The sequence below is a fragment of the Amycolatopsis mediterranei genome, from assembly GCF_026017845.1.
Taxonomy (GTDB): domain Bacteria; phylum Actinomycetota; class Actinomycetes; order Mycobacteriales; family Pseudonocardiaceae; genus Amycolatopsis; species Amycolatopsis mediterranei.
The window spans coordinates 3,588,622-3,612,234 of record NZ_CP100416.1 but is presented as its reverse complement, the minus strand read 5'-3'; the positions used below and the strand labels follow the sequence as shown (position 1 = coordinate 3,612,234).

21 protein-coding genes are annotated in these 23,613 nt (G+C 70.9%); 12 read left to right on the top strand and 9 right to left on the bottom strand.

Going from position 1 to position 23,613, the window contains the following annotated elements:
* Positions 1–7 precede the first annotated feature (7 nt).
* On the bottom strand, positions 8–907 hold the full coding sequence (locus ISP_RS17060; RefSeq protein WP_013225014.1) for a UbiA family prenyltransferase: 900 nt from the start codon (positions 905–907) through the stop codon (positions 8–10).
* 411 nt (positions 908–1,318) lie between these two features.
* Between ISP_RS17060 and ISP_RS17055 the strand changes: the two genes are divergently transcribed.
* A complete protein-coding gene (locus ISP_RS17055; protein ID WP_235190565.1) occupies positions 1,319–2,143 on the top strand; it encodes an AfsR/SARP family transcriptional regulator in 825 nt (274 codons plus the stop codon).
* A gap of 52 nt (positions 2,144–2,195) precedes the next feature.
* On the opposite strand, the gene ISP_RS17050 is transcribed toward ISP_RS17055, so the two are convergent.
* Complete coding sequence (locus ISP_RS17050) at positions 2,196–3,401, bottom strand: serine/threonine-protein kinase (protein ID WP_013225012.1); 1,206 nt, start codon at positions 3,399–3,401, stop codon at positions 2,196–2,198.
* 202 nt (positions 3,402–3,603) lie between these two features.
* On the opposite strand from ISP_RS17050, the gene ISP_RS17045 reads away from it, so the two are divergent.
* On the top strand, positions 3,604–4,344 hold the full coding sequence (locus tag ISP_RS17045) for a ribonuclease activity regulator RraA (protein ID WP_013225011.1): 741 nt from the start codon (positions 3,604–3,606) through the stop codon (positions 4,342–4,344).
* Positions 4,345–4,353: 9 nt separating this feature from the next.
* Here the strand turns inward: ISP_RS17045 and ISP_RS17040 are convergent, their stop codons facing one another.
* The 3 genes from ISP_RS17040 to ISP_RS17030 form a co-directional block, all read right to left on the bottom strand.
* Entirely contained in the window at positions 4,354–6,363 is a 2,010-nt protein-coding gene (locus ISP_RS17040; RefSeq protein WP_013225010.1) for an ABC transporter permease, read from the bottom strand.
* Positions 6,360–7,784, bottom strand: coding sequence for an ABC transporter substrate-binding protein (locus ISP_RS17035; protein WP_013225009.1), 1,425 nt, complete (start codon positions 7,782–7,784; stop codon positions 6,360–6,362). Before ISP_RS17035 ends, ISP_RS17040 begins: the two co-directional genes overlap by 4 nt.
* Positions 7,785–8,064: 280 nt before the next feature.
* Positions 8,065–8,811: a FadR/GntR family transcriptional regulator gene (locus tag ISP_RS17030; RefSeq protein WP_230468799.1), complete on the bottom strand. Its 747-nt coding sequence runs from the start codon at positions 8,809–8,811 to the stop codon at positions 8,065–8,067.
* Positions 8,812–8,885: 74 nt separating this feature from the next.
* Between ISP_RS17030 and ISP_RS17025 the strand changes: the two genes are divergently transcribed.
* From ISP_RS17025 to ISP_RS16985, 9 genes are all read left to right on the top strand, one after another.
* Positions 8,886–10,043 (top strand): mandelate racemase/muconate lactonizing enzyme family protein, encoded by a 1,158-nt coding sequence (locus ISP_RS17025; protein WP_013225007.1) that lies wholly within the window; start codon positions 8,886–8,888, stop codon positions 10,041–10,043.
* Positions 10,044–10,217: 174 nt separating this feature from the next.
* A complete protein-coding gene (fabG, locus tag ISP_RS17020; RefSeq protein ID WP_013225006.1) occupies positions 10,218–10,979 on the top strand; it encodes a 3-oxoacyl-ACP reductase FabG in 762 nt (253 codons plus the stop codon).
* Positions 10,980–10,983: 4 nt separating this feature from the next.
* Positions 10,984–11,436, top strand: coding sequence for a MaoC family dehydratase (locus ISP_RS17015; protein WP_013225005.1), 453 nt, complete (start codon positions 10,984–10,986; stop codon positions 11,434–11,436).
* A 126-nt stretch (positions 11,437–11,562) separates the two neighbouring features.
* Positions 11,563–12,588 carry a phosphotransferase family protein gene (locus ISP_RS17010; protein WP_013225004.1) on the top strand — a complete coding sequence of 342 codons (1,026 nt, stop codon included), beginning with the start codon at positions 11,563–11,565 and terminating at the stop codon, positions 12,586–12,588.
* On the top strand, positions 12,589–13,812 hold the full coding sequence (locus tag ISP_RS17005; protein ID WP_013225003.1) for an acyl-CoA dehydrogenase family protein: 1,224 nt from the start codon (positions 12,589–12,591) through the stop codon (positions 13,810–13,812).
* Positions 13,809–14,993, top strand: a complete 1,185-nt coding sequence (locus ISP_RS17000) for an acyl-CoA dehydrogenase family protein (protein WP_013225002.1) — start codon at positions 13,809–13,811, stop codon at positions 14,991–14,993. The genes ISP_RS17005 and ISP_RS17000 overlap by 4 nt, the downstream gene beginning before the upstream one ends.
* Positions 14,990–16,096, top strand: a complete 1,107-nt coding sequence (locus tag ISP_RS16995; RefSeq protein WP_013225001.1) for an acyl-CoA dehydrogenase family protein — start codon at positions 14,990–14,992, stop codon at positions 16,094–16,096. Before ISP_RS17000 ends, ISP_RS16995 begins: the two co-directional genes overlap by 4 nt.
* 144 nt (positions 16,097–16,240) lie before the next feature.
* Positions 16,241–17,755, top strand: coding sequence for a hypothetical protein (locus ISP_RS16990; protein ID WP_013225000.1), 1,515 nt, complete (start codon positions 16,241–16,243; stop codon positions 17,753–17,755).
* Positions 17,756–17,892: 137 nt separating this feature from the next.
* A complete protein-coding gene (locus tag ISP_RS16985; protein ID WP_013224999.1) occupies positions 17,893–18,771 on the top strand; it encodes an alpha/beta fold hydrolase in 879 nt (292 codons plus the stop codon).
* A gap of 314 nt (positions 18,772–19,085) precedes the next feature.
* Here ISP_RS16985 and ISP_RS16980 read toward each other — a convergent pair whose 3' ends face one another.
* From ISP_RS16980 to ISP_RS16965, 4 genes are read right to left on the bottom strand one after another with little or no spacing between them, the layout of a single operon-like run.
* Positions 19,086–19,712: a TetR/AcrR family transcriptional regulator gene (locus ISP_RS16980; RefSeq protein WP_013224998.1), complete on the bottom strand. Its 627-nt coding sequence runs from the start codon at positions 19,710–19,712 to the stop codon at positions 19,086–19,088.
* A 14-nt stretch (positions 19,713–19,726) separates the two neighbouring features.
* Positions 19,727–20,707: a phosphotriesterase family protein gene (locus ISP_RS16975; protein ID WP_013224997.1), complete on the bottom strand. Its 981-nt coding sequence runs from the start codon at positions 20,705–20,707 to the stop codon at positions 19,727–19,729.
* Between the two features lie 4 nt (positions 20,708–20,711).
* Positions 20,712–21,818 carry a class I adenylate-forming enzyme family protein gene (locus ISP_RS16970; RefSeq protein ID WP_013224996.1) on the bottom strand — a complete coding sequence of 369 codons (1,107 nt, stop codon included), beginning with the start codon at positions 21,816–21,818 and terminating at the stop codon, positions 20,712–20,714.
* Positions 21,815–22,426 (bottom strand): AMP-binding protein, encoded by a 612-nt coding sequence (locus ISP_RS16965; protein WP_013224995.1) that lies wholly within the window; start codon positions 22,424–22,426, stop codon positions 21,815–21,817. The genes ISP_RS16970 and ISP_RS16965 overlap by 4 nt, the downstream gene beginning before the upstream one ends.
* 343 nt (positions 22,427–22,769) lie before the next feature.
* Between ISP_RS16965 and ISP_RS16960 the strand changes: the two genes are divergently transcribed.
* Positions 22,770–23,603 (top strand): hypothetical protein, encoded by an 834-nt coding sequence (locus ISP_RS16960; RefSeq protein ID WP_013224994.1) that lies wholly within the window; start codon positions 22,770–22,772, stop codon positions 23,601–23,603.
* The last annotated feature ends 10 nt before the right edge of the window (positions 23,604–23,613 follow it).

The following is a 23,613-nucleotide window of genomic DNA, read 5'->3' as shown; positions in this document are numbered from 1 at the left end:
GATTCTCTCACAGCGGCGAAGTCAGCCCAAGACAGCCGAACAACGCGATGTGCGCGCAGTATTGGGTCACCATGAACACGCGATAAGGACGGCGTTGCGCGGATCGGGCACCGCGGCTCAGCGACGTGAGCACCGTGCCGGAAAGCACCGCCGATCCGGCGAGCACGACCACAGCCGCGGGGAGTACCACGCTCCCCCGGACAGCGCAAAGAACGGCGAAAACGCTGCCGACGGAACCGGCCGCGACGGCCATCACCGCGCGGGCCGGGCCATCACCGAGCAGCACCGGCAGCGTTTTCCGGCCGGCCAGCCGATCGCCTTTCGCGTCGGCGAGGTCCTTGGTCGATCCGCCCAGTCCCATCCACAGGGACATCATCAGGCCGAAGAGGAACACCGGTTCGGTCACCCGCCCGCCGCCGGCCGCCGACCAGCCGGCCAGGTAGGTGAGCATGCCCAGCGCGGTCACCGCCGCGACGAACCCGCCCAGGTTGGCCTTGAGCGGCCACGGCCCCAGCGAGTAGGCCCAGCCGACCCCGAGCATCGCCGCGGTCAGCAGGAGCTGGGTCGTCGACACCGCCGCCGCGAACACGAGCGCGGCCACCGACAACGCCCCGACGATCGTGCTCGCCGACCGCCGGGACAGCTCGCCCCGCGCGATGGGGCGCACCTGGCCGTTCGCGCGGTCTTCGACGACGTCCGCGATCCCGTTCAGCAGGTAGACGGCCCACGTCGCGGCGAGCCAGCCGAGCGCGGCCTCCAGGAGCGCGGGCCGGTTCACCGCGCCGTACGCACTGCCCGCCGCACCCAGTGCCGCACCCGCGGCGAAGCGGAGCAGGAAAATGATCTGGACCACCGGCCGCGCCTCCCGCCACGCGAGGCGCATCCTGCGCAGCAGCAGATCCGGCACGGACCGGGCTGCGGGAAATCGGAACGAACCACTCGGAATCATCATCGAAGTCATCGGCACCTCCGTTCGGCCGGGTATTCGGCGGAATGCGGCAACAACCGAAGATTCTGCGGCCCGTGAACGAGCGGCGACTCCGCCGGAAGCGGAAAGCGGGCTACGACGTTCGTGACACGACCCGTCGACCATCGTCGCGAACCGGTTCGTCGTTGGCGGGCCCGGCATTGAACGGCGGGGAACGGCCGCTTAGCGTGGAATCGCGCATCGAGGTAATGGTTCTTCGTGGTCGGATGGGGGGACGGCAGCATGCGAAACGACGATACGGAGCCGGAAACCCGGGGTGGCCGGAACAATGATACCGCGGTCGTGGTCCGGTGTTTCGGCGCTTTCGAGGTATCCGTGGGCAGTGCCGCGGTGACGTCCTGGCACGCGGGCAAGGCGCGGCAGCTCTTCCAGTACTTGCTGCTCAACCGCGGCCGGATCATCCGGCGGGAGAAGCTGTTCGAGACGTTGTGGCCGGGTGGGGCGTGGTCGCGATCGTCGAGTTCACTGAAGGTGGCGGTGCACGGCCTCCGCCGGACGCTCGAGCGGGCCGCCGGCGGCGCACCGGACCTCCGGCCGGTCGAAGTCGTCAGCCGCGAGCACGGCTACCAGCTCGACGCCACCGGCCTGTGGCTGGACATCGACGAATTCGACCGGGCCCTGCGCGCGGCGCACGCCGCCGAGGCGCGGGGAGCGCGAGCCGAAGCCACGGCCTGCTACCGGCGGGCCGCCCGGCTGTACACCGGCGACTTCCTGGCCGGGGAGGACGGCGACTGGGTCGACGAACAGCGGGCGTACTACCGGACCCGGGCGCTGCACGCGCTGACCTGTCTGCGCGCCGACGCGCTGCTGCGGGGCGACCACGCCGAGGCCGTCGACGCGTGCCGCCGGATCCTGGAGATCGATCCCTACCAGGAGGAGGTGTACCAGACGCTGATGGTCCTGCACGCCCGGCGCGGCGAGCTCGGCCAGGTGCGCAGCTGGCACCGGATGTGCGTGCGACGCCTGCAACGCGACCTGAACGTGCCCCCGGCCGAGACCACGCGGCGCATCTTCATCAGGGCCGTCCGGGGCGAACTCCGGGCTCCGGAGGCGAGGACGACGCGAACCGACGGCGCGCGCCGCTGCCCGGCACCGCGGTCGAGGCGCCCACCCGGCGCGCGGCCCGCACCCCGCATCGTGCGGCCACGCCGCTGAGCCGCCCGGCGGGAAACCGGGAAACCGCCCGCCGTCCTCGATCGCGGCGCGGTCACCGTTTCCCCGTTGTCCTTCCGGGTCCCTTGTCCTTCAAGGCGTCCGGGCCGCGGCGTGGACCGCCGTCCTGCTTCGCGGCGGGGCCGCCGTCGGGCTTCCCCGGGCCGCCTTCGGGCTGCACCGGGCCGGTCCTGGCCGGTCCCACCACCCCCACCGTCACCGGCTTCTCGGCCCGCGCCGAGGCCGGCACGGCGACCGGCGCCGGGGACGAAGTGACCTGCGGCGGTACCGCGGCGGACGTGGCGGGCGGGGCGGCCTGGGGCAGCCGCGCCGGGGAGGTCCCGGGAGCGGCCGGAGTGCCGAGCACCACCGCGAGCACGGCCGTCGCGGCCGCGGTCACGAGGACACCGGCCGCGGCCTGTACCCGCCGCCGTCGCGGAGCGGCCGGCGGGACCGCCGCGGTGACCGCGTCGGCGGGCTCGCGCAGCAACTGCGGCAGCAGCTCGGCATCCGGCCGGTCCCCGGGTTCACGGGCGGTCATCCGGCGCAGCGTGTGCGCGAGCGGATCCGGTGTGCCGCCGGGAATCCGGGGCGCCCGGTGCAGCCGGGCCATCGCCGACTCCGCCAGGGTGCCCGGGAACTCGCGCTGCGCGGTCAGGCACTCGAGCAGGATCAGCCCGAGCGCGTAGACATCGGCGGGCGGGCCGGCCGGCTCCCCCAGGATCTGCTCCGGCGCCAGGTACGCGGCGGTGCCGGTGACCAGGCCGGTGCCGGTGAGGTGCGTGGAGTCCAGTGCGTGCGCGATGCCGAAGTCGGTGATCAGCGGGCCGTCGGGCCCGAGCAGGACGTTCGCGGGTTTCAGGTCGCGGTGCACGATGCCGCGCGCGTGGACGTGAGCCAGGGCGTGCGCCAACCGGACCCCCAGCTCGCCGACCTCCGCCGCGGTGAACGGCCCGGCGCACAACCGTTCGGCGAGGTTCTCCCCGTCGACCAGCTGCATCACCAGGTACGGCCGCTCCCCCTCGGTGCCGCTGTCGAACAACGCCACCACCCCGGGGTGGTGGACGCTGGCCAGCAGGGCCTTCTCCCGCGCCCGGCGCAGCTGCTCCACGGCCACCGCGTGCCGGTCGTAGACCTTCACGGCGACCGCCCGCCCCAGCTCCCGGTCCACCGCCCGGTAGACCCGCGCGGTGGCCCCCTTGCCGAGCAACGGCCCGACTTCGTAGCGCCCGGCGAGCACGTCCGGCACTTCGTTCGTCATCCGCAGGCACCCCGTCCACCTCGTGGTCCTGACCCGGTACCCGGAAGGCGGCCCCGCGCAAACGCGACATTCGGCCGGCCTCGGCGAGCGGGCCGGGCAGCGCCACTGGCCGAGGCAGTCCGAGCCGGGCTAGGCTCGGAGCAAGATTTTCCCGGAACTCTCCGGCAGTCACGTCAGCGCCGACCCGAGGGGGCTCACCGACGTGGTCGAGTCGCACGACATCGCCCGCCCGCCCGCCGAGCTCAGCGCGGCCCTCGCGGCCATCGGCAGCGCGACCGCCAGCGGCGAACTCAGCCGCCTGGGCATCCGCAGCGCGTTCATCCGCGGCCCGGTTTCGGTGACCCCCGGCGTGCGCGTGGCCGGCCCGGCGCTGACGCTGCAGTTCCTGCCCAAGCGCGAAGACCTCTACCCCGTCGACGAGTACGAAGAACCGGAAAAGCAGCTGCACCGGCACGTCATGTACCACGCCCAGGCCGGCGACATGATCGTCGTCGACGCGCGCGGCGACCTGGGCAGCGGCGTGTTCGGCGAGATGATGCTGACCTACTTCAAGGGCCGCGGCGGGGCCGGCGTGGTGGTCGACGGGTGCCTGCGCGACATCGGCGAGGCCAAGCAGCTCGGCCTCGGGCTGTGGATCCGGGGCGCCACCCCGAACTTCCACGCCCAGACCGACATCGTCCCGGCCGCCGTCAACGTGCCGGTGGCGTGCGGCGGCACGCTCGTCGAGCCGGGCGACCTCGTCGTCGCCGACGACGACGGCGCGGTCGTCGTGCCGGTCAAGCTCGCGCCCGCGCTGGTGGCGGCCGCCCGGGAACACGCGGAATGGGAAGAGTTCTCCCGGATCCGGCTGGCCGAGGGCGGCGACCTGCGGCGGTACTACCCGCTCTCGGACGAGGCCCGGCCCGAGTACGAGCGGTGGCGCGCCGAACAGGGCCGGGACTGACGGGCGCGCTCATCCCTTCACGGCCCCCGCGGTGAGGCCCTCGGTCAGGAAGCGCTGCCCGAACCCGTACATGAGCACCACCGGGATACTGATCAGCAGCGAAGCCGCGGCCAGCTGGCCCTGCGGGACGACGTCCCCGAAGATCATCGACTGCATGCCGACGGGCAGCGTCTTGTAGTTGTCCTTGGTGATGAACACGAAGGCGAACAGGAACTCGTTCCACGCGTTGGTGAGGGTGAACAGCGCGACCGCGAGCAGGCCCGGTTTGGCCAGCGGCAACACGATCCGGAGGAAGGCCCCGAACCGCGTGCAGCCGTCGACCAGCGCGGCTTCTTCGAGGTCGGCCGGGATCGACTTGAAGTAGCCGACGAGCAGCCACGTCGCGAACGGCAGGGTGAACGTCGGGTAGGCGAGCACGAGCGACCACAGCGAGTCGTTGAGCCCGATCGCGCTCATCAGCTGGTAGAGCGGGATGAACAGCAGCGCGCCCGGCATCACGTAGGTGAGCAGGATCGTCACCGTGAAGCTCTCCGAACCCCGGAACTTCAGCCGCGCCAGCGCGTAGCCGGCCAGCGCCGCACAGACCAGGGCGATCGCGGTGGACGCCACCGACACCAGGATCGTGTTGACGTACCAGGTGCCGAACGCGTGGCCGGTGAACAGGTTGGTGAACTGCTCGGTGCTCCACGGGGTCGGCCAGAGGTCGTCGGTGCGCGCGACGATCTGGTCGTCGGACTTGAAGGCCGTGACCGTCATCCAGTAGATCGGGGCCAGCACGAAACCCAGCAGGCCCACCAGTGCGACGCCCGAGCCCGTGCCGGCGACCAAGCGGGCGGCCAGCCGGTTGCCGCGCACGGCCAACACGGAGACGATCCGGCCGACGGCGGCCGCGAGCACCACGAACACGCCCAGCACGAGCGCGGCCTTCCCGACGATCTGCGGCGACGCCCAGGCCAGCACGAGCACCGAGGCCGCGACGATCACCCACGGCAACGCCTTGCGCTGAACGGGAGTCAGCCGCCGACGTCCCGGATCGGCCGCGCCGGGCAGATCGCTGCGCCGCATCATCCGCACGAGAATCACCACGAGGACGGCGATGACCGGCAGCATCACCAGTGTGACCGCGGCGCCCGCGCCGAGCTGCAGCTGCTGGATGGCCTTCGAGTAGGCCACCATCACGTACGGGGCGGTGGCGTCCCCCGGTCCGCCCTGGGTCATCAGCCAGATCAGGTCGAAGTTGTTGAACGTCCAGATCGACGACAGCAGCACCGTCACGATCATCACCGGACGCAGTCCCGGCAGCGTGATGTGCAGGAAGCGCTGCCACGGCGAGGCGCCGTCCACCATCGCCGCCTCGTGGAGGTTGCCGTCGATGGCCTTGAGCCCGGCGAGGAACGTCACCGTGAAGAACGGGATGCCCTTCCAGACGTTGACCAGGATGACCGCCGGCATCGCGAGCGCGGGATCGGACAGCCACTCCGCGGGCCACTTGTCGACGAGCCCGATCGCCGCGAGGCCGGGCCCGATGCCGGAGTCGGTGAGCAGGACGTTGACGCTGCCGAAGATCGGGTCGAGCAAGGACCGCCAGGTGAAGGCGGTGACGACGGTCGGGATCACCCACGGCAGCAGGATCACCCCGGCGATGAGCGCCCGCCCGCGGCGCATGTGGTGCAGCATCAACGCCGCGATGAGCCCGAAGGTCACCTTGAAGATCTCGGCGTAGGCGGTGAAGACGAACGAATTCAGCACGCCCTTGTGGAACAGGGCGTCCTTGATGAGCGCGGTGTAGTTGGCCAGCCCGACGAAGACCGTCTCCGCGCCGTGGCGCTCCGTGGCGCTGGTGAAGACCGAGCTGACGATCGGGACCAGGATCAGGCCGGCGACCAGCACCAGCGTCGGCCCGATGAACACCGCGGCGAGGCGCCAGTCGCGGCCGAGCCGCCGCTGCGCCGGCGTGAGCGAAGAGGACGCGCGCGGCGCCGGACGGGCCGGCGCCGGGCGCGGACGCAGGACGGTCACTGCCGATAGCCCTGCTGCTCGAAGATCTGCACGATCCGGGCGTGGGTCGCGGCGACGGCGTCGGCCGGCTTGGTGCCCTGGATGACCGACTGCATCATGTCGGTCAGCAGGTAGGCGGCGGTCGCGGCCTGCTCGCCGGGGCTCGGGGTCTGGGGGAACGCGTAGCCGGTCTTGGTGGTCACCGGGAGCTGCGCGCGGGTCTGCTCCCGCAACGCCGGGAAGGCCGGGTCACCGCTCGTGTAGTACGGGTCGGAGTCCCACACCTTGCTCCACGACGGGTTGACCAGGCACGGTGCTTCCTTCGCGACCCCCAGCAGCGCGGTTCCGCCGACCATGAACTTCGCCACCAGCTTGGCCAGGTCGGGGTTCTTCGCGCCCTTGAACACGACGAACGAGTTGGACTCGCCGAACGCGAGCGGCCGGTCGAGCGCCGGCCCGGTGGCGCCGTTGAACACGTGCGTGTTGGCGTAGACCGGGTTCTTCTTGGTCTTCGAGTCGGCGTAGACGCTGAACTGGTTGAGCGTGAGCCCGAGGATCTGGGCCAGCCAGTTCTCGTTGTTGCTCGAGTCGGTCCAGCTCCCGATCCCGGGCGGCAGCATCGGCCGGTACTTCGAATTCGTGTAGATGTCGCCGATGAACGTGACGGCGGCGACGGTCTCCGGCGAATTGAACATCACCTTCGTGCCGGTGTTGTCCGCGATCGCCCCGCCGTAGGTGTTGATGACGTTCGCGATGAAGCCGTTGGCGTCGCCGGATCGGTTCACCGTAAGGCCCCAGCCGAAGCGCCGCTTCGCCGGGTCGGAGACCGCCAACGCGTTGTCGCGCAGCTCTTCCCACGTGTAGTGGGGCTTGAGCGGGAGCCCCTTCTCTTGATACCAGTCCTTGCGCAGGTACATCCCGGTCGCGATGAAGTGGTACGGGATCGCGAACCAGCGCCCGTCGAACACGCAGTAGTCGTTCGCCTCGGTCGCGGGGTCCCCGTAAAGCGCTTTCATCTCCGTGACCACGTCGGTGACGTCGGTGAGGGCGCCGAGGTTGTGGAGCTGGCCGACGAACCGCCGGTCGCTCAGGAAAGCCAGGTCGCGGTTGGTGCCCGCCTTCACCTCGGCGTCCATCTTCGCGACCATGTCGCCGGCGTCGCCGGACACCAGGTCGTTGCGGATCGTGGTGCCGGTGGCCGAAGCGAACACCTGCAGCGACTTGTCCAGCGCCTTGTTGGCGGCTTCGGAGTACAGCTTCTGCGAGAGCATCCCCACCGACCCGCCGCGCAGCCTGGAAGCTTCATCGAGCAGCGCCTTGGGGACCTGGACGTCGACCTGCGGTGCGGGGGCGGGGCCGCTCCCGCACCCGGCGAGCCCGAGCACCCCCAGCGCGCTCAGCCCGAAGAACGAGCGTCTCGACCAGTCCCTGTTCTCTTCCATGACCACTCCTCTCGCGTCCGATCGGGCGGACGCGTACCGACGGGGCGACGTTGCAACCGGCGGGACAGCGAGGCGAGTGCCGCGCTGCGGGTCTTTCCAAGCTGTGGGTCTTCGAAGCCGTGGGTCGTTCAAAGCTGTGGGTCGTTCACGCGGCGAAGACCGGCTCGCGCGCGGGGTCCCCCAGGGGACCGGTCAGCCCCGGCCGGATCGGCGGGATCGCGGGTGCTGCCATGCCTTTTCCGTCCTGGTCAACGGTTGGCGGATCTCGGTCGTGCCGTGCCTAGCGCCGCCGGGCGGCCCGCTTGCTTCGCTGCTCCTTCTCCGCGAGGAGCGTGGAGTAGTTGTTGCTCAGGTGCTTGCGCATCGCCGCACGGGCGGCGGCCGGATCGCGCGCGACGAGCGCTTCGTAGATCTCCGTGTGCTGGGCGGTGGCGCGGCGCAGCCCGGCCGGCGCCTCGTTGGTGAGACGCCGGCTGGCCGTGCCGAGCCAGCGGGCGGAGTACATGATCCGGTCGAGGATGCGGTTGTCGGCCGCCCGGCAGATCTCCATGTGGAATTCGTGGTCGACCTCGAGGTAGGCCTCGGGGTCCGTTTCGAGCGCCGCCATGCGGCCGATCTCGTCCCCGAGCCGGGCCAGCGTCTCGTCGGTGATGCTGGCCGCGGCCATGGCGGCCAGTTCGGGCTCGAGCAGGACGCGCATCTGGTGCAGTTCCTGCAACAGCTCGTCGACGCTTTCGGTGGGCAGCCACTCGATCAGCAACGGGCTCAGGTAGTCCCACTCCGCGCGGGGCCGCACGACGACGCGGCGGCCCTGCGCGACGTCGACGATGTCGAGCGAGGCGAGGATCTTGAGCGTCTCCCGTGCCACCACCCGGGAGACGCCGAACTCACTCGAGATCTCGAGTTCCGACGGGGCCCGGCCGTCCTCGATTTCGCCGCTGACGATGCGCCGGGTCAGGTGGGCCGCCACCTGCACCGGAAGAGTCCGGACCTTGACAGCGTCCGGAGACTCTTGTCTCCTTGGCATGTCATCAGCTTATAGGACAAGTTGGACCTCGCGACAGTCCCCGTTCATCTGCGTGACCCGGCGGCGGGAGAGCAATGCGGATCGTGAACGTCACGACGGCGGTGGTGGCCTACCACGGTGAAGCCACGCTGGTGCGGATCGACACCGACGAAGGCCTCAGCGGGTTCGGCGAGGCCAACCCCGATGCCGGGGCGGGCGCCGTCGTCGGGATGATCGCCTCCCTGACACCCCTGCTGATCGGCGAGGACCCGCGCAACGTCGAGCGGTGCTGGGAAAAACTGCGCCGCAGCAAGGTTTTCGCGGGCCCCCAGGGCGGGGTGTTCGTGATCGCCCTGTCCGGGATCGAGCTCGCGCTGTGGGACCTCGCGGGCAAGGCCGCCGGGCAGCCGGTCCACCGGCTGCTCGGCGGGAAGTTCCGCGACCGCATCCGCCTCTACGCCGACTGCGGCGACGGCGACGACCCGGCCGGCTCGATCGCCGGGTGCGTCGACCGGGCCCAGCGGATGGTCGCCGAAGGCTTCACCGCCCTCAAGTTCGACATCGACGACCTGCGCCACCCGGCCAAGTTCGACACCTTCAACCACACGGTCAACGCCGCCGAGGTGCGCTCGATGGTCGAGCGCGTGGCGGCGGTCCGGGAAGCGATCGGCCCGGACGTCGACCTGGCCATCGACCTGCACGCCCGCTACGACGTGCCGAGCGCCTGCCGGATCTCGTGGGAGCTCGAGCCGTTCCGCCTGATGTGGCTCGAGGAGCCGCTGCCGGCGGAGAACGTCGACGCGCTGGTGCGGGTGCGCGCCCAGACCCGCACGCCGATCTGCGCCGGAGAAAACCTTTACTTGCGGTGGGGCTTCCGCGAGCTGCTCGAACGCGGCGCCGTGGACGTCATCGAGCCGGACGTGCCCAAGTGCGGCGGCCTCGCCGAGGCCAAGAAGATCGCCAACCTCGCGGAGCTGCACTACATCCCCTTCGCCCCGCACCTGGTGTCGACGCCGCTGGGCACGATGGCCACGTCGCACCAGTGCGCGGCGATCCCCAACTTCTTCGTCCAGGAATGGCACGCCCTGGAGGAGCGGGCGGTGTGGGACAGCTACGTCCACGCCCCCGACGGAAGCGGCTCGATCGTCAAGGACGGCTACATCACCCTTCCGGACACGCCCGGCATCGGGGTGGAACTCGACATGGACGGCGTCCGGGCCCACGCCGTCGCGGGCTACGGAGTGTTCGAGTAACGGAGCCGAACCCCGTTCCCCCATCCGGAGCAGGCGGCTTCACGCGGCCGACACGGCTAAGATCCTGCGCGTGCTTACGTCACATCGGAATCTCCTCCCGCGTATCGCCGAAAAAGCAACCGCTTAGTAGGCTCGCGGGCACGAGCCCGTTTCTCAACGACGAGGAGGTCCCCCGTGACCGATTCCCCTTCCCGTGTCGCCGTGGTCACCGGTGCCGGCCGCGGCATCGGCGCCGCCGTGGCCGCGCGGCTGGCCGATGACGGCTTCGCCGTCGGACTGCTGGACCTGGACGAGGCCGGCGTCAAGCAGGGCGCCGAGGCGATCGTCGCCAAGGGCGGCAAGGCCGTCGGGGTCGCCCTCGACGTCAGTGCCGCCGAGCAGGTCGAGGCGGCCGTCGCCCGCGTCGCCGACGAGCTCGGCCCGCCGGTCGTGCTGGTCAACAACGCCGGCATCACGCGCGACAACCTGATCTTCAAGATGACCGAGCAGGAGTGGGACTCCGTGCTCGACGTGCACCTCAAGGGCTCCTTCCTGATGACCCGCGCGGTGCAGAAGCACATGACCGAGCAGAAGTACGGCCGGATCGTCAACCTGTCGAGCACCTCGGCGCTGGGCAACCGCGGGCAGGTCAACTACTCCGCCGCCAAGGCCGGCATGCAGGGCTTCACCAAGACCCTCGCGATCGAGCTGGGCAAGTTCAACGTGACCGCCAACGCGATCGCGCCCGGCTTCATCGCCACCGACATGACCGCGGCAACCGCCGAGCGGCTCGGCATGAGCTTCGAGGACTTCAAGGCGGCGGCCGCGTCGCAGATCCCGGTGCAGCGCGTCGGCACGCCCGAGGACATCGCCAACCTGACGTCGTACCTGGTCAGCGAGGGTGCCGGGTTCGTCTCGGGGCAGGTCATCTACGTCGCCGGCGGACCGAAGGACTGAGCACATGCGCGTATTCGGCACCCTCGACGAGTTCGCGGCCGCGGCCGGCGAGCACCTCGGGTACAGCGAGTGGCTGACGATCACCCAGGAGCGGGTGAACCAGTTCGCCGACGCCACCGACGACCACCAGTGGATCCACGTGGACGAGCCGATGGCGGCCGCGGGCCCGTTCGGCGGCACCATCGCCCACGGCTTCCTGACGCTGTCGCTGCTCTCGGCGTTCGGCCCGAAGATCTACCGGGTCGACGGCATCCGGATGGGCATCAACTACGGCCTCAACAAGGTCCGCTTCCCGCAGCCGGTGAAGGTCGGCTCGAAGGTGCGCGCCGGGGCGGAGCTGGTGGAGATCACCGACATCCCGGGCGGCAAGCAGGCGGTGTCGAAGTGGACCGTCGAAATCGACGGCGAAGCGAAGCCCGCTTGCGTCGCCGAGTGGGTCACCCGGTTCCTGGCGTGACCACCCGGCCGGGGTGATCCCCGGCGGGGCCACTGTACGACATACCGACTAGTCGGTACGCTATCCGGCAGTGTTGTCCGGGGCTCCGCCACCCGGACCCCCGAAAGCAGAGTGTGAGGAGGCACGATGAGCCGCACCGACCCGCCGGGTCTCGACCTGGGCCGCCTGCGCGCCCACCTGGACGCGCACCGGCCCGGCCTGGCCGCCGGCGAGCTGACCGCGGACGTCGTGGAGGGCGGCCGGTCGAACCTCACCTACGTGGTAGGCGACGGCCGGTCGCGCTGGGTGGTGCGCCGCCCGCCGCTCGGGCACGTGCTGCCCACCGCGCACGACATGGGCCGCGAGTTCCGGGTGATCTCCGGGCTGCGCGACACCGCCGTGCCGGTCCCCGAAGCGCTGCTGCTGTGCGAGGACCCCGAGGTCATCGGCGCGCCCTTCTACGTGATGAGCTTCGTCGAGGGCACGCCGTACCGGACCGCGGACCAGCTGAGCGAACTCGGCCCGGACCGCACCCGGGCGATGGCCGACGCGCTGGTCGGCACGCTCGTCGACCTGCACGCCGTCGACCCGGCGCAGGTCGGCCTCGGCGACTTCGGCCGGCCCGAGGGTTTCCTCGAGCGGCAGCTGCGGCGGTGGAAGAAGCAGCTGGACGCGTCCCGCAGCCGCGACCTGCCCGGCATCGAAGAGCTGCACGACCGGCTCGCCGCGGCGGTACCGGTGTCCGGGAAGCCGTCGATCATCCACGGCGACTACCGGCTCGACAACGTCCTGGTCGACACAAACGACGAGATCTCGGCGGTGCTCGACTGGGAGATGTCGACGCTGGGCGACCCGCTCACCGACCTCGCGCTGCTGGTGGCCTACGCCGAGCGCGACAAGGTGTCGCTGCCGTTCGTGTCCAACGCCAGCTCGGCGCCGGGCTACCCGGGCACCGACGAGGTCGTCGCCCGCTACGCCGAGCTGTCCGGGCGGGACGTCTCGCAGCTGGACTGGTACGTCAGCTTCGCGTTCTTCAAGCTGGCCGTGATCCTGGAAGGCATCTACTACCGCTTCAGCAAGGGCCAGACGGTCGGGGCGGGCTTCGAAGGCGTCGGCGCCGGGGTCGCGCCGCTCATCGCGCACGGCAACGAGATTCTCAAAGAGGAGAAGTAAATGGACTTCGCGTTCGACGAGAAGACCGAGGAGCTGCGCGGGCAGCTCCTCGAGTTCATGGACTCGCACATCTACCCCGCCGAGCCGGTGTTCGAGCAGCAGCTCGCCGAACGCGACGACCCGTGGGCCATCCCGCCGGTCATGGACGAGCTCAAGGCCGAGGCCCGCAAGCGCGGCCTGTGGAACTTCTTCCTCCCCGGCGACCACGGCGCGGGCCTGACGAACCTCCAGTACGCGCCCCTGGCGGAGATCACCGGCCGCAGCATCCGGCTCGCGCCGACCGCGGTCAACTGCGCCGCCCCGGACACCGGGAACATGGAAGTGCTCTCGATGTTCGGCACCGAGCAGCAGCAGAAGCAGTGGCTGGAACCGCTGCTCAACGGCGAAATCCGTTCGGCCTTCGCGATGACCGAGCCGGACGTCGCCTCCTCCGACGCCCGCAACATCGAGACCGCCATCCGCCGCGACGGCGACGAGTACGTCGTCAACGGCCGCAAGTGGTACATCTCCGGCGCGATGAACCCCGCGTGCAAGATCTTCATCGTGATGGGCAAGACCGACCCGGACGCCGCGCCGCACAAGCAGCAGAGCATGATCCTGGTCCCCCGCGACGCGCCGGGTGTCACCGTCAAGCGCGGCATGCACGTCTTCGGCTACGACGACAGCGACCACGGCGGCCACGCCGAGGTGCTCTTCGAAGACGTCCGCGTGCCGGTCGAGAACCTCATCGCCGGCGAGGGCGACGGGTTCGCCATCGCCCAGGCCCGGCTCGGCCCGGGCCGCATCCACCACTGCATGCGCGCCATCGGCATGGCCGAGCGCGCGCTGGAACTCATGTGCCGCCGCGCGATCTCGCGCGAGGCGTTCGGCAAGCCGATCGCCCAGCAGGGTGTCGTGCAGGACTGGATCGCCGAATCGCGCGTGAAGATCGAGCAGCAGCGGCTGCTCGTGCTCAAGACCGCCTGGCTGATGGACACCGTCGGCAACCAGGGCGCGCACACCGAGATTCAGGCCATCAAGATCTCCACCCCCAGCACGGTCGAGTGGATCCTCGACAAGGCCGTGCAGGTGCACGGCGCGGGCGGCGTCAGCCAGGACTTCCCGCTGGCGGCCATGTGGGCGGGGAACCGCACGCTGCGCCTCGCCGACGGGCCGGACGAGGTCCACAAGCGCTCGCTGGCCCGGCGCGAACTGAAGAAGTACCTCTCGGAGGGCGCGAAGTGACTGTCACCGCCGAAGACCTGACCCGCCAGGCGACCGAGTTCCTCGCGTCGCACGACCCCGCGTCGACCGACCGCATGGAGTTCCTGCGGGCGCGGTTCGACGCCGGGCTCGCCTGGATCCACTTCCCCGCCGGGCTCGGCGGGCAGAACGCGCCGCGCGCCCTGCAGTCCGTTGTGGACGAAGTGTTCACCGCGGCGGGTGCGCCGGACAACAACCCGCGCCGGATCGGCATCGGCCTCGGCATGGCCGCGCCGACCATCCTCGCCTTCGGCACGCCGGAGCAGCGCGAGCGCTTCCTGCGTCCACTGTGGACCGGCGAGGAGGTGTGGTGCCAGCTGTTCTCCGAGCCCGGCGCCGGCTCCGACCTCGCCGCGCTCGGCACGCGGGCAGTGCGCGACGGCGACGACTGGATCGTCACCGGCCAGAAGGTGTGGACCTCCGGTGCACACGAGTCCCAGTGGGCGATCCTGGTCACCCGCACCGACCCGGACGTGCCGAAGCACCAGGGCATGACGTACTTCCTGTGCGACATGACCGCGCCCGGTGTCGAGGTGCGGCCGCTGCGCCAGATCACCGGCGAAGCCGAGTTCAACGAGGTGTTCCTGACCGACGTCCGCATCCCGGACACCCAGCGCCTCGGCGCGGTCGGCGAGGGCTGGAAGGTCGCCCAGACGACGCTGATGAACGAGCGCGTCGCGATCGGCGGGTACGTCCAGCCGCGCGAAGGCGGGCTGATCGGGATCGTCGCGAAGACCTGGCGCGAACGGCCCGAACTGCGCACGCCGGAGCTGCGCGACCGCCTGGTCCGGCACTGGGTCGAGGCGGAAACGCTGCGGCTGGCCGGCACCCGGCTGCGCCAGCAGCTCACGGCGGGCGCGCCCGGGCCGGAGGGCTCGGCCATGAAGGTCGCCTTCTCCGAGCTCAACCAGGCGCTCACCGGCCTGGAGGTCGAACTGCTCGGCGAGGAGGGCCTGGCCTACGACGACTGGACGTTCCGGCGGCCGGCGATCGTCGACTTCATCGGCCGCGAAGCCGGTTACCGCTACCTGCGCGCGAAGGGGAACTCCATCGAGGGCGGCACCTCGGAGGTCCTGCGCAACATCATCGCCGAGCGCGTGCTGGGGCTGCCCTCGGAGCCGCGCGTCGACAAGGACGTCGCCTGGAAGGACCTCCCCCGATGAGTCAAACATCGCCTGACCTGCTGTATTCCGACGTCGAAGAGGACCTGCGGGCTTCGGTCCGGGACCTGCTCAAGGCGAAGGCCGACGCGCCGGCGTTGCTCGCGCGCATCGAGACGGCCGAGGGTTACGACCTGAAGCTGTGGCGCACGCTGGCCGACGAGGTGGGCGTGGCCGGGCTGGCGGTGCCGGAGGAGCTGGGCGGCCACGGCGCGTCGGCCCGCGAGGTCGCCGTCGTCGCCGAAGAGCTGGGCCGCAGTGTCGCGCCCGTGCCGTTCCTCGGCAGCGTCGTGCTGGCGACGACGGCGCTGCTGCACACGGCCGACCGCGACTTCGTCGGCCGGCTCGCGGCGGGCCAGGCGATCGGCGCGCTGGCGGTGCCGCTCTCGACGGCGCCGGGCGCGGGTTTCCCGGCGTCGGTGACGGTGTCGGCGTCCGGGACCTTGAGCGGCCGGGTGGGCACGGTCGCCGACGCGTCGGTGGCGGACCTGCTGGTCGTCCCGGCGGCGGGCCCCGACGGGCCGGGTCTGTACGTCGTCTCGGCGGCCGACGCGACGGTGACCGAGCTGGTGTCGTTCGACCTGACGCGGCGGGTGGCCGACGTAGCGCTGGACAACGCCCCGGCCACGCTGGTCGCCTCGGGCCCGGAGGCCGCCGCGGCGCTGGAGCAGGCGCTGCTGTTCGGGGCGGGCATCCTCGCCTCGGAGCAGACGGGCGTCGCCGAGTGGGCGCTCACCGAGACGGTGACCTACCTCAAGGGCCGGTACCAGTTCGGCCGCCCGGTCGGCGGGTTCCAGTCGCTCAAGCACCGGCTGGCGAACCTGTACACGGACCTGGTGCTCGCCCGCGCGGCGGCCCGCAACGCCGCGGACGCGCTGGCCACCGGCACCGACGTGCCGATCGCGGTGGCGGTGGCCCAGGCCCGCAACGCCCCGATCGCCGTGCACGCGGCGGAGGAGGCGATCCAGCTGCACGGCGGCATCGGGATGACGTGGGAGCACCCGGCGCACCTGTACCTCAAGCGCGCCAAAGCGGACGAGCTCGCCCTCGGCACCCCGGGCCGGCACCGGGCCCGGCTGGCGGAGCTGATCGACCTGCCCGCCTGAATCCCTCCATCCCCCTCGATGGAGGGCTTCGCGCTGCGTTGTCCCGGAAACGGCCCGTTCCCGCCGGGGAACGGGCCGTTTTCCGCGTTTCGCAACACATTCGGCCGTGCCGGGCGGTGCACCCGCTGCCGTAGGCTGACTCCCATGGCCCAGGCCATCCAGCTGCACCTCAACCAGGCCCTGATGCGCATTCCCCGGCGGGCGGAAAGCGCCGACCGATCGACACTGGCCGCGACCTACGTCGCCGCCGGATCGTTTTCCGCGATGATCAATTCGGCCGACCACCAGATCCTGTTCGGCCGCCGCGGCACCGGGAAGACGCACGCGTTGCTGCACCTGCAGGACCTCGCCGAGCGCACCGGGGACCTCGCGATCCACCTCGACCTGCGGACGATCGGGTCCACGGGCGGCCTGTACGCCAACACCGCGTTGAGCCCCGCCCAGCGCGGCACGCAATTGCTGGTCGACACCCTCGAGGCCGTCCACGACCGGCTTTTCTCCTACGCCGTCGACGGCAGTTCCCCGGACCAGGACGCCCTTCTGCGCGGTCTCGACGCATTGGTGTCCGCCGCCACCGAAGTGGAAGTCATCGGCGAAACCGAACAGGAACAGACTTTCGGCGACGCTCGGGAACGGGAATACACGGCGGAATTGTCGGTGACGCCGAGAGGCGGCGCTCGGGCTTCCGCACGGCACAAGACGTCGGCGACGGCGTCGAGCCGCCGCAAGCGCACCGGCGTCGAGCAGCACCGGGTGCTGTTCGGCCCGCTGAGCCGCGCGGTCCAGGCCGTGGCCGACGGCGTCCGGCCCGCCCGGCTGTGGCTGCTGCTCGACGAGTGGAGCAGCGTGCCCGTCGACCTGCAGCCGTTCCTGGCGGATCTGCTGCGGCGCAGCGTCCTGCCCGCCCGGGGTGTCACCGTGAAGATCGCCGCGATCGAGCACCGTGCGCGCTTCTTCGTCCCGCTCGAGAACGACTACCTCGGCATCGAGGTCGGCTCGGACGCGGCGTCCGCCGTCAGCCTCGACGACGCCCTGGTCTTCGACCAGTCGCCAGAGGCGGCCCAGGGGTTCTTCCGGGAGCTGTTCGCCAGCCACGTCCGGCCGATCCTCGCCTCGATGCTGCCGGCGGCGGTGCCCGGTGACTTCGTCGACGCCGCCTTCCGCAGCGGCGCGTTCCCCGAGCTCGTCCGGGCGGCGGAGGGCGTCCCGCGCGACGCGATCAACATCGCGGCACTGGCCGCCCAGCAGGCCCACGGCGGGCGGATCACCCTCGCGCACGTGCGCCGGGCGGCGCGCGACTGGTACCTGCGGGACAAGCAGTCCGTCATCAGCCGCGACACCGAAGCCGACCGGCTCCTCGGTCTCCTGGTCGACGAGGTGATCGGCCGGCGCCGGTCCCGGACGTTCCTGCTGCCGACCGGGGACCGCCCGGCGGCGGTCGACACGCTCTGCGACGCGCGGCTGCTCCACATCCTCCGGCGCGGCGTCGTCGACCCGCGCCGCCCGGGCCGGCTGTACGACGGGTACGCGATCGACTACGGCTGCTACGTCACCCTGCTCGGCGGCGGGGCCACGGACTCGACGAAGCACCTCCCGGCCGACGTCTTCGCGGTCGACAAGGCCGTGGTCGACCTCCAGCGGCTATGCGCGAATTCATGAAGAAAATTCAGTTTCGTTCGGAATCTCGCTCACCTGAGCGAAAATTTTGTGAGCAAGGCCACTTCACGGGTAAAGGGTGACAAAAATGCCCTACTTCCCATGGTTTTCCCCCGGCCCCCGGATCTAGCCTGTGCGCCATGGAAACAGCCGTCGCGCCGGCCGACGCCGGTGCGCTGGAGCAATTGACCGTCACCATCGGCGGTCACCACCACAGCGCGCTCGCGGCCGGACCGGCCTCGGGCGAACTGGTCCTGCTGCTGCACGGCTGGCCCGAGTTCGCCGACGCGTGGACCGAGCAGCTCCACGCCCTCGGCGAGGCCGGCTACCGCGCCTTGGCCGTCGACCAGCGCGGTTACGCGGCGGGCGCGCGCCCGGACGGCGTCGAGCACTACACGCTCGAGCACCTGGTCGGCGACGCCCTCGCGTTCGCCGACAGCCAGGGAGCGGACCGCTTCCACCTCGTCGCCCGCGACTGGGGCGGCATGGTGGCCTGGGCACTGGCGGCGGCCCACCCGGACCGCCTCCGATCCCTGACGGTGCTGTCCACGCCCCATCCGGCGGCCCTCCAGCGCGCGGTGGCCACCGACGACGGCCAGTCCCACGACCTCGGCTACATCCGCTTCTTCCGCCGCGAGGCCGGCAAAGCCGAGAAATACCTCTTACGCGACGAAGCCGCGCAATTACGGGCTGTTTACAGCCGCCGTATTCCGGAAGCAATCGTCGAACGCGCGGTGACCCGCCTTTCCGAACCGGGCGCCCTGACGGCGACGTTGAATTGGTACCGCGGAGCGACGAACGACGAGTTCGACATCCCGGCGGGCCGCATCAAGGTCCCGACGCTGTACCTGTGGGGCCGCGAAGACCCCTACCTCGGCCAGAGCGCGGCGGAACAGACGGTCCACCACATCGACGCGGAGTACCGCTTCCAGATCATCGAGGGCGCGAGCCAGTGGATGGCGATGGAGGTGCCCGACGAGGTGAGCGCCCTGCTGCTGGACCACTTCCAGCGGCACTAGCGGGTGCTCACAAGTCGCTGAGCGAAATCCCGGTGACGCCTCACCTGCCCCGCCTCGGCCGCCGCGTCCCGGGCCGGCGCTGGAGGAACACGTCGCCGCGGGCGCAGCAAGGCGCCGACCGCGGCATGGCCGGCGGTGCGCTGGAGCAGCAGCAACGGGTCGGCCGGGACCGCACCGGCCTGCGGCTTACCGGTGACCTGCTCCCGCCGCACCGGCTGCCGAGGCTGCCGCTGGTGCCCGGACGTCCCGTCCACCCGGCCGGTGTGCGGAGCCGGGTCCGGGGCGGAAAAGCCTTCATCCGGCTGACCCGGGCACTAGCCCACCGGCGGCCGCAACGCATCCAGCAGGAGGTCCGCGTAGTGGTCGCCGATCTGGCGGGCCGTCAGCGACCCGCTCCGGCGGTACCACGACCCCAGGTGGTGCACGGACCCGAAGAAGAAGTCCACCACCACGTCGGCCGGCTTGTCGGTCCGGAATTCCCCGGAAGCCTGCCCCTCTTCGACCAGCCCGCGGAACCGCTCGTGGTACTTCCGGCGCTCCGCCCGCACCGCCTTCTGCTTGTCCGGGGACAGCTGGTGCATCGACTGCAGGAAGATCGTGTTGTCGTCGAGGTTGTCGATGCTCGACACCACGACGTCGGACGCCGCCGCCGCCAGCCGCTCCCGCAGCGGCGCGTCCGACGAGGCCACGCTCTCCAACTGGCGGGTCTGCTCGCGCAGGACCCGCGCGTAGATCTCGTAGAGCAGGTCGTCCTTCGAGCCGAAGTAGTGGTACATCGCGCCCTTGGTGACGCCCGCCGCCTCGACGATCTCCTGGACGGACGTGCGGTCGAAGCCCTTCTTGGCGAACAGCTTCGTGGCGTGTTCCAGCAACCGCCGGGGCACGGCGGCCTGGTCGTCGCCGGTGGCCTCGCCCGGCTTGCGGGTGCTTGCTCGAGTCACCGCAGGACCCCCTCTCAGGACGCACCAGGATAACGCCACGACAGGAACCGCCGCGGGTTGTCCACGAGCATCGTCGTGATGTCCGCTTCGGACACCCCCCGCTCGCGCAGGGCCGGCAGCACGTCCCGGGTGATGTGCAGGTAGTGCCAGTTCGGCGCGAGCGCCGGCAGCTGCGCGGCGGGCAGCCAGTCGATGTAGCACGACGCGTCGTGCGAGAGCACCATGCTGCCCGCGTAGCCGCGTTCGCACAGCGCCGCCACCGTGGCCACCCGCTCCTCGAACGGCAGCAGCAGGTCGAGGCCGAAGCGGTCCATCCCGAGCAGCGAACCGGCGTCGGCCAGGTCCGTCAGATAAGACAGGTCCGTCGAATCACCCGAGTGCCCGATCAGCACCCGGGTCAGGTCGACGCCTTCGGCCGCGAAGATCGCCTGCTGCTCCAGTCCGCGCCGCGTGCCCGCGTGCGTGTGGGTCATGATCGGCGCACCCGTCTCGACGTGCGCCTTCGCCACCGCGCGCAGCACCCGCTCGACGCCGGGTGTCACTCCCGGTTCGTCGGTGGCGCACTTGAGCAGGCCGGCCTTGACGCCGGTGCGCGCGATACCTTCGCGCAGGTCGCCGACGAACATCCCGACCAGCGGGTCCTCGCCCTGCAGCAGGGTGCCGGGCCCGCGGAAGTGCAGGTAGTGCGGAACGTCGTGGTAGGTGTACAGCCCGGTTGCGACGACGATGTTCACCTCGACCTCGGCGGCGACCCGCTGCACGCGCGGGAGGTACCGGCCGAGGCCGATCACCGTCGGGTCGACGATCGTGTCGATCCCGGCGGCCTTCAGCTCCTTCAGGCGCCGGATCGCCTCGGGGACGTGCTCGTCCTCGCGGAACCCCTCGTGCTCCGGGTAGTTCTCGGCGAATTCCGGGCTCAGCACGAAAAGGTGCTCGTGCATCAGCACCCGGCCCAGCGCTTCCGGCGCGATCGCGCCGCGGACGGTCTCGACCACGGCGTTACCCCCGCGCCCGCAGCTCGCGGCGCAGGATCTTGCCGCTCGTGGTCTTCGGCAGCTCGTCGAGGACTTCGACGGTGCGCGGGTACTTGTAGGCGGCGAGCCGTTCCTTGCACCAGGCCACCAGCTCCGCGGGGTCCGCGTTCGTCCCCGGCGCCGGACTGACGTAGGCCTTGACCGTCTCGCCGCGGTAGGCGTCGGCGATCCCGACGACGGCGGCCTCGCGGACCGCCGGGTGCGTGTACAGGACGTCTTCGACCTCGCGCGGCCAGACCTTGAAGCCGGACGCGTTGATCATGTCCTTCTTGCGGTCGACGACGTAGACCCAGCCGCGCTCGTCCATGAAGCCGATGTCGCCGGTGAGCAGCCGCCCGCCGGGCAGGGCCTCCACTGAAACAACCGGGGCTTCGCCCCGGGCCGGGGGCTCCGCCACCCGGACCCCCGGACCGATTGCGGTGGCGTCCGGGCGGTTCCAGTACCCCGAAACGACCATCGGGCCCTCGACGGCGATCTCGCCCGCCTGCCCGGGCGGCAGCTCCTCGCCGTTCTCGCCGAGGATCCGGACGATCGTGTCCGGCACCGGCAGGCCGATCGAGATGGTGCCGGACTCCGGGTCGATCGGGGCCTCGAGGGTGCCGGGGACGACGACGCAGCCCGCCGTGGTTTCGGTGAGCCCGTAGCCGTTGTGGATGTAGTGCCCGGTCTTGGCCCGGAAGGCCTCGACGACCGCGGGCGGCAGCGCGGCGCCGCCGGAGTACAGCAGCGCGAACGAATCGAAGTGCTCCCGGCTGAACGACGGGTGCGCCATCAGCGCCATGTAGGCCGTGGACGGCCCGACCGTGTACGACGGCTGGTGCTCGAGGAACGCGTCGAGCACGACCCCCGGTTCGAAGCGGTAGGCCAGGGCGAGGGTGCCCTCGATGTCGATCGCGGAGCCGAGCTCGCAGACCATGCCGGTGATGTGGAACAGCGGCGCGAGCCCGAACAGCGTCGAGCCGGCGGGCAGGCCGCTGAACGAGCCGAGGCCCGCGGCGTTGGTGCCGACGTTGCCGTGCGTGTTGGTAGCGCCCTTCGGCGTGCCGCTGGTGCCGGAGGTGTAGCTGATCAACGCGGTGTCGTCGAGGGCGAAGGCGGGTTCCGGGGCTTCGGCCCCGGCGTGGCCGCGGCGTCGAGGAGCTCGGTCGCCCCCGGCGTCTCCTCCCGCTCGACCTTGGCCAGGACGCGCTCGTCGTCGCGGGTCTGGAACTCCAGTTCGCTGGTGGTGAGCGCGATGCCGACGCCGGTGGCCGCTGCCGTCTCGCCGATGCAGGCGTTCCAGCCGCGCTGCGAGCAGACGACCGCCTTCACGCCGGCGTCGGTGAACACGTGGGTGAGCTCGCGTTCGCGGTACATCGGGTTGACCGGCACGACGATCCCACCGGCCTTCCACGCGCCGAGCAGGGCGACGACGAACTGCGGGATGTTCTGCAGCACCAGGGCGAGCCGGTCGCCGCGGGCGAAGCCGTGGGCGCTCAGGTACCGCGCGACGCCGTCGGAGAGCTCGTCGACCTCGCGGTAGGTCAGCCGCGCGTCGAAGTAGGCGATCGCGGCCCGGTCCGGGACGTGGTCCACGGCCCGGCGGAACGACTCGGGCACCGTCGTCGGCTGCGCCGGTCCCGCGGCCCGCACCTGTTCGTCGTAGCTCGCGAGCCAGGGCTTCGCGTCGTACCAGCTCATCCCGTGACCTCCATTGGACACCGACCGGTCGGTATGTCGAAGCTAGGAGAACACGGTGGCCCACGTCAAGCCCGGCCGGGCACGCCGGAATTGCGCACGACAATTCTTGTGCGCAGAAACAATGCAGCCAGATGCCGCCGTCACAGGGGTACACGTACCCCGGTTCGAAATGGTTCACATCTTCTTTTTCAGGTGGATCACACTGGACAAACCCCTGATGGAGAGGCCACCATGGCGTCGGCGACCAGATTGGTCCGCCCCATCAGAAACCCCGCCGTATCCCCCGAACACGGCGGAGTACCCATATGTTCACGCTAACTCACGCACGAAAACGGAGTCATTCATGCCTTCTTCCGGTGGACGACACCGCCTATCCCGGCGGACGAAGATCGCGACGGCGGCCCTCGGCCTCGCGATCGCGGGCGGGGCGCTGGCAATCGCCACGACCTTCGGTGACCCCGGCGCCGCCAACGCCGCTTCGGGCGGTCAGGCCGCGGTCGGCCAGATCAGCTGCCCCGACGTGGCGAGCAAGCTCCCGGCCATCCCCGCGCAAGCCCAGGCCGAGGTGCAACGCAACCTGGACCTGCTCAACACCCAGATCGCCGAGGCCAACAACCGCCTGAAGACGACGGTCGGCCAGGGCGGCCCGAACTTCGTGCAGAACGCCATCCTGGGCCCGCTGGCGGACAAGCGGAAGTCCACGATCGACCGCATCGCCATCTCGATCGGGCGCCGGGCCGAGAAGCCGCAGGGCCTCGACGGCCTGGCCACGTGCTCGGTCGGCGGGCAGGCCGGTGCGGGTGCCGCTCCGGCGGCCCCGGCGGCGCCCGCCCAGGGCACGGGTGGCAAGGGCAACGCCGGGCAGAACGGGAACACCGGGAACGCCGCGGCCGGGCAGATCAGCTGCCCCGACGTGGCGAGCAAGCTCCCGGCCATCCCCGCCCAGGCCCAGGCCGAGGTCCAGCGCAACCTGCAGCTGCTCGACACGCAGATCGCCGAGGCGAACAACCGCCTGGTGACCAGCGCCGGGGAGGGCGGCGCGAACTTCGTGCAGAACGCCATCCTCGGCCCGCTCGAGGACAAGCGCGTGGCGACGATCAACCGGATCGCCACCGCCATCGGCCGCAACGCGGCCAAGCCGCAGGGCCTCGACGCGCTCGCGCCCTGTAGCCGGTGACCACCGGGGT